Origin of the sequence: Novosphingobium sp. ZW T3_23, from assembly GCF_044987305.1 — a bacterium.
Lineage (GTDB): Bacteria > Pseudomonadota > Alphaproteobacteria > Sphingomonadales > Sphingomonadaceae > Novosphingobium.
The window spans coordinates 87,934-97,123 of the sequence record NZ_JBJDRF010000014.1 but is presented as its reverse complement, the minus strand read 5'-3'; the positions used below and the strand labels follow the sequence as shown (position 1 = coordinate 97,123).

The 9,190-nt window shown below is 63.9% G+C and carries 5 protein-coding genes; 3 read left to right on the top strand and 2 right to left on the bottom strand.

Going from position 1 to position 9,190, the window contains the following annotated elements; all coding sequences use genetic code 11:
• From rbbA to ACI3K3_RS10285, 3 genes are all read left to right on the top strand, one after another.
• A partial coding sequence (rbbA, locus tag ACI3K3_RS10295; protein ID WP_404913492.1) for a ribosome-associated ATPase/putative transporter RbbA occupies positions 1-2,727 on the top strand: 2,727 nt, incomplete at its 5' end.
• Between the two features lie 3 nt (positions 2,728-2,730).
• A complete protein-coding gene (locus tag ACI3K3_RS10290) occupies positions 2,731-3,858 on the top strand; it encodes an ABC transporter permease (protein ID WP_404913491.1) in 1,128 nt (375 codons plus the stop codon).
• 108 nt (positions 3,859-3,966) lie between these two features.
• Entirely contained in the window at positions 3,967-6,318 is a 2,352-nt protein-coding gene (locus ACI3K3_RS10285; RefSeq protein ID WP_404913490.1) for an arylsulfatase, read from the top strand.
• A gap of 66 nt (positions 6,319-6,384) precedes the next feature.
• Here the strand turns inward: ACI3K3_RS10285 and ACI3K3_RS10280 are convergent, their stop codons facing one another.
• Both ACI3K3_RS10280 and ACI3K3_RS10275 read right to left on the bottom strand, forming a co-directional pair.
• Complete coding sequence (locus ACI3K3_RS10280) at positions 6,385-7,788, bottom strand: DUF1254 domain-containing protein (protein ID WP_404913489.1); 1,404 nt, start codon at positions 7,786-7,788, stop codon at positions 6,385-6,387.
• 101 nt (positions 7,789-7,889) lie between these two features.
• Positions 7,890-9,059, bottom strand: coding sequence for an alpha/beta fold hydrolase (locus ACI3K3_RS10275; RefSeq protein ID WP_404913488.1), 1,170 nt, complete (start codon positions 9,057-9,059; stop codon positions 7,890-7,892).
• Positions 9,060-9,190: the final 131 nt, after the last annotated feature.

Below are 9,190 nucleotides of genomic sequence, written 5' to 3'. Positions count from 1 at the left end.
GAACCGGCCCCCTCCGAACCGGTCGTCCGCGTCCGCGGCGTCTGGACGCGCTATGGCAAGACCGAGGCTCTGCGCGGCATCGATCTGGACATTCCAGCCGGGCTGATGATCGGCATGATCGGCCCGGACGGCGTCGGCAAGTCCAGCCTGCTCTCGCTCGTATCGGGCGCGCGGGTAGTGCAGCAGGGCGAGGTGCGCGTGCTGGGCGGAGACATGCGCGATCGCCGGCACCGGCTCGATGTCTGCCCGCGCATCGCCTATATGCCGCAGGGCCTGGGCAAGAACCTCTATCCCACGCTTTCGGTCGAGGAGAACCTCCAGTTCTTCGGCCGCCTGTTCGGGCATGACGGGCCCGAACGCCGCCGCCGCATAGACGAACTGACGCGGGCGACCGGGCTCGATCCGTTCCTGTCGCGCCCGGCGGGCAAGCTATCGGGCGGGATGAAGCAGAAGCTCGGCCTCTGCTGCGCGCTGATCCACGACCCGGACCTGCTGATCCTGGACGAACCGACGACCGGCGTGGATCCGCTCGCCCGCGCGCAGTTCTGGGATCTCATCGCCGATATCCGCAAGACGCAAGGAACGATGAGCGTGATCGTCGCCACCGCCTACATGGACGAGGCGCAGCGCTTCGACTGGCTGGTGGCGATGGACGACGGCAATGTGCTCGACACCGGCACGCCGCAGGAAATGTTCGATCGCACCGGCACCACGTCACTGGAAGACGCTTTCATCGCCCTGCTTCCCGAGGAGAAGAAGCGCGGGCATACGGCGGTGGTGATCCCTCCGCTGGAAGCCGGGGAGAACGACATCGCCATCGAGGCCCAGGGCCTGACGATGCGCTTCGGTGATTTCACCGCCGTCGATCACGTCAGCTTCCGCATCCGGCGCGGCGAGATCTTCGGCTTTCTGGGCTCCAACGGCTGCGGCAAGTCCACGACGATGAAGATGCTGACCGGCCTTCTCCCCGCCAGCGAGGGCAAGGCCTGGCTGTTCGGCAAGGAAGTCGATTCCAGCGATATCTCCACCCGCCGCCGCGTCGGCTACATGAGCCAGGCTTTCTCGCTCTACGGCGAATTGACGGTGCGGCAGAACCTGGAACTCCATGCCCGGCTGTTCCATGTCGCGCGGGCGGAAATCCCCGCGCGGGTCACCGAAATGGTCGAGCGGTTCGACCTTGCCCATGTGCTGGACGAACTGCCCGAAAGCCTGCCGCTGGGCATGCGCCAACGCCTCAGCCTTGCCGTCGCCATGGTCCACAAGCCGGACCTGCTGATCCTGGACGAGCCGACTTCGGGCGTCGATCCGGTGGCGCGCGATGCCTTCTGGCGGCTGCTGGTGGAACTGTCGCGGCGGGACAAGGTGACGATCTTCATCTCCACGCACTTCATGAACGAGGCGATGCGCTGCGATCGGATGTCGATGATGCATGCAGGCAAAGTGCTGGACAGCGACACGCCGCAGCGCCTGATCGACAAGCGCGGGGCGAAGGATCTGGAAGAGGCCTTCATCGGCTATCTCGTGGAAGCGGGAGGCGATACGCGCAGCCCGCAAGAGGGCGCACCTGCCTTGTCGGGAGAGCCTTCGCACCCCGATACCGGCGGTGCCTTCAGCCTGCAACGCTGCCTGACTTACGCCTGGCGCGAGACGTTGGAGCTTCAGCGCGATCCGGTGCGGGCAACGCTGGCACTGGCCGGATCGCTGATCCTGATGCTGGTGATCGGCTTCGGCATGACAACCGACATCAACGAACTGTCCTACGCCGTGCTGGACCGCGACGGCAGCCTGCTCAGCCAGAACTACGCACTCGACATCTCGGGGTCGGACTATTTCAAGGAACATGCGCCGATCCGCGACTACGACGATCTCGACCGGCGCCTGCAGGAAGGCGAACTGGTGTTGGGCATCGAGATTCCGCCCGGCTTCGGCCGCGATGTCGCGGCCGGGCGGCAGGTGACGATCGGAACCTGGTTCGACGGGGCCAACCCCGGCCGGGCCGAGACGGTGCAGGGCTATATCCAGGGCCTGCATCAGCACTGGCTGACCGAGCAGGTCCGAAGCCGCACCGGATCGACCAACGGCGTGTTCTCCCTGGAAAATCGCTTTCGCTACAATCCGGACGTGCAGAGCCTGCCGGCCATGGTGCCGATGGTGATCCCGCTGCTGCTGCTGATGCTTCCCGCGATGCTGACCGCACTGGCGGTGGTACGCGAGAAGGAGATCGGCTCGATCATCAACCTCTACGTCACGCCCGTCACCCGCAGCGAATTCATGCTGGGCAAGCAGGCGCCCTATGTGGGCCTGGCGCTCATCAACTTCCTGCTGATGGTGCTGATGGCGATCTTCATCTTCGATGTGCCGGTGAAGGGCAGTTTCCCGACGCTGCTGCTGGCGGCGACGATCTATTGCATCTCGGCCACCGGCATGGGGCTGCTCGCCTCGGCACTGACGCGCAGCCAGATCGCCGCGATGTTCCTGGCGATGATCGGCACGATGATCCCGGCAACGACCTTCGGCGGCATGACCGATCCCGTCTCCTCGATGGAAGGCGGCGCGCGGTTCATGGGAGAGATCTACCCGGCCAGCCACATGTTCACGATCAGCCGGGGCGTCTTCGCCAAGGCGCTGGGGTTCTCCGACCTTGCGGGATCGTTCCTGCCGCTGGCGATATCGGCACCGGTGATCGTGGGCGTCGCCATCCTGCTCCTGAAGAAGCAGGAGGCCTGAGCGATGTTTTCCAAGATAGCGAACATCTATCGGCTCGGCGTGAAGGAATTGTGGGGCCTGTGGCGCGATCCGATCATGCTCGTGCTGATCGTGTTCACTTTCACGGTTTCGATCTACACTTCCGCGAATTCGACGCCGGAAACGCTGCACAACGCCGCCATCGCCATCGTCGACGAGGACGAATCCCCGCTGTCCCAGCGCATCGTCTCCTCGTTCTATCCACCGCAGTTCGTGGTGCCGCAGATGATCGTGCCGCAGCAGATCGATCCCGGCATGGACGCGGGAGACTTCACTTTCGTGCTGCATATCCCGCACGGTTTCCAACGCGACGTGCTGGGCGGCAGAGGGGCCGAAATCCAGCTCAACACCGACGCCACGCGCATGAGCCAGGCCTTCAGCGGCAGCGGCTACATCCAGCAGATCGTCAATGGCGAGGTGAACGAATTTCTCAATCGCCACCGCGTGAACAGCGTGCCGCAAGTGGACCTTGCCATTCGTGCACGGTTCAACCCCGCGCTCAACAAGTCATGGTTCGGCGCGCTTGCGCAGATCATCAACCAGATCGCCATGCTCTCGATCATCCTGACCGGTGCCGCGCTGATCCGCGAGCGGGAACATGGCACGGTGGAGCACCTGCTGGTCATGCCGGTGACGCCGTTCGAGATCATGATGTCGAAAGTCTGGTCGATGGCGCTGGTGGTATTGCTGGCCTCCGCCCTTTCGGTGAACCTCGTGGTGCGGGCGCTGATGCAGGTGCCGATAGCGGGATCGCTGCCGCTGTTCTTTGCCGGCGCCGCGCTGGTGCTGTTCTCCACCACCTCGATGGGCATCTTCCTGGCCACCATCGCCCGCAACATGCCTCAGTTCGGCATGCTGATGATCCTGGTGCTTCTGCCTTTGCAGATGCTTTCCGGCGGCAGCACGCCGCGGGAATCCATGCCACAACTGGTACAGGACGTGATGCTCTTCGCGCCCACGACGCACTTCGTGGAACTGGGCCAGGCCATCCTGTTCCGGGGCGCGGGCCTTGCCGTGGTCTGGCCGCAATTCGCCGCGACCATCGCCATCGGTATCGTGTTCTTTGCAATCGCGCTCGCCCGGTTCCGCTCGACGATCAGCTCGATGGCGTGACCCGTAATCCCACTCGGGTAATCCTCATCGGCAGCGCGGGTTCACCCCGATAGAGATCGTGGATGCGCTCTTCGATCTTCCGGCTCGGCTCTCAACAGGAGACGAGATATGTCGATCGATTCGGTATGCCAGACCCCAGAGATACTGCCCCGCCCCGATTTTCACTTCAAAGGCGAGATCGGGCGGACCTATCAGGATTCGGATCCGGCTACCTTTCCCCAGCCGGTGCAGCCGCCGAAAGGCGCTCCCAATATCGTGCTCATTCTGCTGGATGACGTCGGCTTCGGCCAGTTCGAAACCTTTGGCGGCGGCGTGCCCTCGCCCACGATGGAGCGCCTGGCAAAGGAAGGCCTGCGCTACAATTATTTCCATACGACGGCCTTGTGCAGCCCGACGCGCGCCGCGCTCATTACCGGGCGCAACCACCATTCGGCGTCGTTCGCCGGGATCACCGAACTGGCCACGGGCTACGACGGCTATTGCTGTATCCTGCCTCGCGGCTGCGGGACGATCGGCGAGGTCTTGCGCCAAAACGGCTACATGACGGCATGGATCGGCAAGAACCATAACACGCCCACCTGGGAGACGAGCGCGGCAGGCCCGTTCGACCGGTGGGCCAATGGACTGGGCTTCGACTACTTCTACGGGTTCAATGCGGGCGACATGAACCACTGGAACCCGATCCTGTTCGAGAACCGGGATCTGGTCCCGGCATCCGAGGATCCCGAATACCACCTGACCGAGGATCTCGCCGAGCGCGCGATCACCTGGGTGCGCAAGGTCAAGAGCATTGCGCCCGACAAGCCCTATTTCCTTTATGTCGCGCCCGGCGCCACCCATGCTCCGCACCAGGCTCCGCAAAAGTGGATAGACCAGTTCAAGGGCAAGTTCGACACGGGCTGGGACGCCTATCGCGAGGCCACCATCGAACGGCAGAAGGCGCGCGGCGTGGTCCCCGACGATACCGAGCTGACGGTACGTTCCAAGGGTCTGCCGGCATGGGATACCCTAAACGACGACCAGAAGCGGCTCTATGCAAGGATGATGGAAGTATTCGCGGCCTATGGCGCGCAAGTCGATGCGGCGATGGGCCGGGTGATAGACGCCGTGAAGGCGCTGCCCGACGCCGACAACACGATCATCATCTACATCGCCGGCGACAACGGCTCCAGCGCCGAGGGCGGGCTGGAAGGATCGCTGTGCGAGAACATGTTCTTCAACGGCTTCCCCGAGAAATGGGAAGACAACCTCAAGGCGATCGACGAACTGGGTGGGCCGAAGCATTTCAATCACTTCCCCTCGGCCTGGGCGCACGCCATGAACACGCCCTTCCAGTGGACCAAGCAGGTCGCCAGCCATTTCGGCGGCACCCGCAATCCCATGATCATCTCCTGGCCCGACCGGATCAAGGACGCAGGCGGACTGCGCGACCAGTTCATCCACACGATCGACATCGTGCCGACGCTCTACGAAGTCTGCGGCGTCACCGCGCCGAGCGAGTTGAACGGCATCCAGCAAAAGCCGATCGAGGGCGTCAGCTTCGCAGCGACGTTCGACGATGGCGGCGCGGCAAGCAAGCGCCGGACGCAATATTTCGAACTCGGCGTCAATCGCGGGCTCTATCACGAAGGCTGGATGGCCTCTGCGCCCAGCTTCGTGCCGTGGCAGCCGGTTCGTCCTGAAGATTGGGATCCGGACCAGCAGGTTTGGGAACTCTACAAGCTCGACGGCGACTTCTCGCAGGCACACGACCTGGCGGACCAGCACCCGGAAAAGCTGCGGGAATTGCAGGACATGTGGTGGGTGGAGGCAGCCAAGTACAACGTACTGCCGCTGGACTGGCGCGCCACGATCCGGATGAATGCGGAAGCCATGGGCCGCCCCAGCATGGTCGGCGACCGGACCAGCGCGACTTATTACGAAGGCATGATCGGTCTGCCCGACGCGGCGTGCCTGCCGATGCTCAACAAGAGCTGGACGATCACCGCCGATATCGAACTCACCGACGGCAAGGCCGAGGGGATGATCGTCACCCACGGCGGTCTGGAGGGCGGCTACGGCCTCTACCTGCGCGCGGGCAAGCCGGTGTTCGTCTACAACTTCCTCTCGGTCGAGCGGACGACTTTCGCGGCCGAGGCCCCGCTCGGTGCAGGCCGGCACCAGTTGGTGGTCCGTCACGACTATGACGGCGGCGGAATGGGCAAGGGCGCGACGATCACGGTGTCCGCCGGAGGCGGCACGCTTGCCAGCGGACGACTTGAACGGACGGTGCCGATCCAGTTCTCGCTCGGTGAGGGCCTGGATATCGGCATGGACGTCGGCTCACCGATCGACTTCACCTACCAGTTGCCGTTCAAGTTCACCGGGCGGATCGAAAAGGTGACGGTGGAGATCGATGCCCCGGCTGCGAAGCCGTCAGCGGCAGGCGCCGAGACGGAAGCTGCCGAACCGGCAAAGTAATCCCTGCTAGCAAGAAGGGGCCGCAGCACGCGATCGGTGCTGCGGCCCCCTCAAGCGCGCTGCGCTTTAGCCGTGCTTCACCACCGGCGGAGCGGCCCAGCTATCGTCGAGGATTGCAGCGCCGGGCCAATAGGCGCGCAGGAACAGCTCGAAGGCTGCCTCCGGGGCGGGGAGCCAGTTGCTCACTTTGTCCTCGTCGGGCCTCGCGTGCTGGACGTAGATCGTCAGCGATCGGTCCGCCCCGAACTTGAGATCCTTGTTCTTGGTCCCGAGCGAGAAGCGCTTGAGTTCGTTGGGCGCGAAGAAATGCGCTTCGTCGTAGAGCGTCAGCGACCAGAAGCCGTCGACGGGCGGAAGACCATTTTCCGCGAAAGTCAGCGAATAGGAATTGGCACCGTGCAGCCGCTCTCCGTTGGCGTCCGCTTCCTGCGAGAAATAGGCCGCCTCGCGGCGAGGATTGACGAAGATGTTCGCCTTGGCCGCAGCGGCCCGGCTGAAATAGTCGCAGCCGAATTCGGCGCCGTTGACAGGGGCAACCCAGCCATTGGCCACCGGCACGCCGGCGTAGTTGTAGTCGTGGATGACTTGAACGATATCGCGATCGGTATCGATCGCGACTTGCCGGAGCGTGTCGGCAATCTTCTGATCCGCCGCAGCGGCATCGAGCAGCGCCCGGAACTGGGCGTAGAGCGCCTCTTCCCCGGGCATCGGCGGAACTTCGTCGAGGATCGCCGGCAGTTCGGTAAAGAAGCCCTCCGGTTTCACCCATTGCGTTTCGCCGCCGCTGCCCTGGCTGCCGCCTGCGGGGTCGCCTATGGTGGGAAGATCGGTCCAGTCCTTGGACTTGATACTGCCGTCATACTCGCTGAGCGGATAGGCCATGACCTGCCCCACCACCGGCACGATCGCGGCGCGATCCGCGTCGGTATCGTCAAGGAAGCAACGCGGGCAGACGTAGGCAAGGTTCGTGGGCGAGCGGTACACGCCGGCAATACCCTTGGGCACGACGCCCTGCCAGTCGGGCCCGGCCACGAGGTAGAAGCCCGGCCGCGTGCCGTACATCTTGCCGCAGCCGCCCAGCGTGTCCGTGCGGTGGTCGCCTAGCTGGTAAAGCCAGAAGCGGTCTCCGAAATCGGGCACCTGGAACACCGTGGGTTCCTTCTCCAGCGAGAAGATCCCGAAGCCGTAGGCCACATCCTGGTTGGGCGTCGCCACGGCGCGCTCGTCAGGATCGATATAATGGGTGAGCATCGTCAGCCGGTTGAGCGGCGCGATCGGGAGCACACCGTCCCCCAAGCCGGATTCCGGCACTTTGGAAAAGACCACCCTGCGGTTGTGCATGTTGACCAGCGGCCACCCCCAGACGAACGCGAATCTGCCGATCGTCTCGACATAAGCCTTCGGGAGGCGCGTGCCGGAAACCGGCGGGCTGGGGAAATTGCGACTGACGGGAGGTACGATGAGCGGCATGGGCAAGCTCCGAGGTAGGGGAGCCGCAGGTTGTTGCGTTTATCCCGGCCGAACCATCGGGAGAAACCCGGCTTCCCGGAGGGATGGCACTGACCGGTCTCTCAGTAGTCGAACGCGAGCGAACCGGATCTCCTGGAGAAACGCCATATGCCGTCGGGCTCCAGACGCAGTTCGTCTTCGAAGTCGCCTACCAACACGTTTTCACCGCGTTCCCCGCTATAGAGCACGACGTAGCTACGCGCGCTCGCCCTGACGGGAGACAGCAGGTCCACAACGATGTTCGCCATGACATGGCGCGTGCGCCGAGCCGGTCTGTCACGGAAGAAGGCGCGTATCGCCTCGCGCCCGGACACCGGCGCTTCGGGCGCCGTGGGCCGCGCGAACGAGCCGTCAGGCGTAAACATCTCTGCCAGGGCATCATGATCATGCGCATCGTTCGCTTGGGCAAATCGATGGATCTGGCTCACTATAGCTCGCTCGATCGCCCAGAACTCGGAGGGGCTCGCCGTCATGGAAGGACTTGCATCAGCTTGCACTTCGCGTGTCATGTGGTTTTCCACTCCACGGCCGAGAGGCAATGCCATCCATTGCTTCAATGCTTCAGTGACGGCTTCTGGCGATTCCATCGGCGCCATGTGGCCGCTGCCTTCGAATACCTGGTAAACGGCGCCCGGAAGTGCCGCGACGATTTCCTCGTGCTGGGCGGGCGGGCTCCACGCGTCCTCGCTGCCGACGCCGACGAGGACGGGACAGCGCACTGCCGCCAGCGCCGCGTTGGCGTCAGGCCGCCCCAGTAGCGCATTTATGTGGTTGCGATGGACCCGGGCATCCATCCGCTGGACCATCGCATGAAGGCGCTCGCGCAGCGCCGCATCGATGTCGAGCCGGCCCTTGCTCACCATGGGGGGAAGCCAGACCCGGGCCAAAGCTTCCATGCCTTCTCGCTCACCCAGCTCGATCAGCGCCTGCCGCCGATCGGCCTCGCCATCGCGTACCGGATGGATACCGGTGTCCAGCAGAGCCAGACGATCGATCCTGTCCGCTGCCATCCGCACCATTTCCAGCGCCACGCGCGCGCCCATCGAATGACCGGCAAGGGAGAACCGCTCAGGCGCTTCTTCCAGAACGTGGCGAGCCATCGCCGCGATAGTGTCGAAATGCCGCAAGTCGGGAACGTGGACATCGTATTCCCGGCCCAGGTGCCGCACCTGATGTTCCCACACGCTGGCATCGCACAACAGGCCGGGCAGCAGGATAATGGTTTCTCGCATTGGCGCTCTCTCGTTGCGGGAAAGGTCCGGCCGGATAGAGCATCACGCGTCGAGATCGTCCTATTCAATTGCGGCGCCGCGTTATGCCGTTCCGGCATGGCGCCGCTATCGCAATTGCTGATAGCGGCTTC